The organism is Xenorhabdus sp. SGI246, assembly GCF_040838225.1.
In the GTDB taxonomy this organism is placed as follows: Bacteria; Pseudomonadota; Gammaproteobacteria; order Enterobacterales; family Enterobacteriaceae; genus Xenorhabdus; species Xenorhabdus indica.
The window spans coordinates 1-1,853 of the sequence record NZ_JBFPEZ010000142.1 but is presented as its reverse complement, the minus strand read 5'-3'; the positions used below and the strand labels follow the sequence as shown (position 1 = coordinate 1,853).

The following is a 1,853-nucleotide window of genomic DNA, read 5'->3' as shown; positions in this document are numbered from 1 at the left end:
CAGCGTATAGGCTGACATATGAACATGTTTCGGGTTTGCGCCCTGCCCGACTTCATCCAGCGATAACAGGCCGTCATTGTGTGTTCTGGCTTACCAATGACGGCACCGTCAGGCATGATATAGGCTCCTTTGTGCCAGCCCGTTTTAGTCGTAACACTCCATGTTTCCTGTGCATGGTTACGGATAAACCAATCACCCAGAATTGCCCTGAGATGGGTTTTAGTGGTGACCTGTACGCCAGCCGCTTTGAGTATCCGCCATCCTTCACGCTCACCAACATAAGCCGAAGAAATGCCTTTAATCACTGGCTCTTTCTTGCCTTTGACTTTCCAGCGAAAAATAAGATATTGCTCATCTTCATCGCCATCAAGCGTTCCTACTCCAATAACCTCAACAAAGGAACACAACCATTGTTCAGGCTTGATGATTTCGCCTGTTTCTTTATCTAATTTAGGCGTGATATGAAATATCCCATCTTTCCGGGCTTGAGTGAAAGAGGTTAACGGATCGCGTTCTTTCTCCTGGTGTTCATCCAAATTAATGACCACAGATTTTGATACTGACATTTTCTTCTTCACCTGATACAACCCGTTACTGAATGCCTGCTTTGCTGCTTCAATGCCGTGACGCTGGCGATAATCGTCCCAATCAGCTTTGTGTTCTGTTGGTGGTAACGTTACCCACCCGTTAATAGTCTTGGCAGTCTTTTCTGCCGCTATCTTGCCAACGTTCTTCTTGGGCTTGCCGTTCTTGTCCAGTTCGTCCGGTGTGTGCCAATCGTTATCCGCAGCCAGAATGATTTTCGCTGTTGGCCACTGCTCCCTGACCTGTTTAGCCACAGTAGATAAATTGCCTTCATCCAGCGCAGCCAGCACTAAGCCCTCATGTAATTGGCTGACCGTTAAGGCCGTAGCGTAGCCCTCGGCGATGATGATCGTGTCTGGCGTTTCAGTTATGGGTGATAAAGGGATAAAACTCCCCTTTTTCTTCGAGCCGGGAACAAAGCGCTTTTCACCACCCGGCTTGATAACCTGAGCACCAGTTATCGTGCCGTCCAGTGTCTGAGTGACCAGGACTAAAGAGCCATCTTTCAGTAATCGCTGATCGGGGCATTGCAGCCCCCATGCCGTGGTACATTAAGATGGTGTTCTCTGTGCCTTGCGTCTTACCGAACCGCTCAAGCATTGCACCCTCAATATTGTTTGCCATTGCAAAGCGTTCACAGTCCATCAGTAACGGTAACGTCACACCGTGATTGCGGTAGTAAGGCGTCTTGTTTTTATCGGTGGTTTCCATGATGTAAAGCGTTGCGACCCGCCAGCGAAAAGCGAGTAAATCATTCTCTTTATCACCTTGTGCGTGGTCTAAATATTCGGCAATTAGACGCATTCCTAACACTTTTTCGTTATCCCATTCACCCGCATTGGCACGAGTGGGAATATCTACCAGCGGTATCAAACCAATATGCTCAAATATTCCGTTCTCGTTGCGCTTCATGATGTTGATGTCTGTTCCGATAATTTCAGTGTGATATTTGTGCATTATTTACCCTCCATAGCATCGTTCAGTGATTGGTTAATTTCTCTCGTACACAGTAAAGCGATGGAAATCATGTTTCGTGCTTCGTTATCTCGTTCTGCATCCAACCATGTAGAAAGCAAAGTAATTAACTGTTCGGTTCTTGCCTGAGGTATTTCAATTAAAAGCTCAATCAGGCGTTTTTGTTCCGCATTCATCCCATTACCTCCGCCAGCTTGTTAAGCTGATATCAATACGACTTACCATTTCGGGAATCCCTCCCGATGATGAATTTCAAAATCCGCATGCTGTGCTGTGTCATTCAGGGCTTCGGC

General features: G+C 46.8%; 3 protein-coding genes. All 3 read right to left on the bottom strand.

The features are described 5' to 3' along the window. On the bottom strand, window positions 1-875 hold an 875-nt coding region (locus ABLA85_RS18540), incomplete at its 3' end, for a toprim domain-containing protein (RefSeq protein ID WP_367965790.1). 136 nt (window positions 876-1,011) lie between these two features. After that, the gene (locus ABLA85_RS18535) at window positions 1,012-1,542 is read right to left on the bottom strand and encodes a hypothetical protein (RefSeq protein ID WP_367965789.1); all 531 of its coding nucleotides are present in this window, start codon (window positions 1,540-1,542) and stop codon (window positions 1,012-1,014) included. Then, complete coding sequence (locus ABLA85_RS18530) at window positions 1,542-1,736, bottom strand: hypothetical protein (RefSeq protein ID WP_367965788.1); 195 nt, start codon at window positions 1,734-1,736, stop codon at window positions 1,542-1,544. Before ABLA85_RS18530 ends, ABLA85_RS18535 begins: the two co-directional genes overlap by 1 nt. Between the last annotated feature and the right edge of the window lie 117 nt (window positions 1,737-1,853).

Bases quoted from the DNA above. Each gene is read 5' to 3' on its own strand.
- ABLA85_RS18535 (WP_367965789.1), bottom strand. From the start codon at position 1,542: ATGCACAAATATCACACTGAAATTATCGGAACAGACATCAACATCATG.
- ABLA85_RS18530 (WP_367965788.1), bottom strand. From the start codon at position 1,736: ATGAATGCGGAACAAAAACGCCTGATTGAGCTTTTAATTGAAATACCT.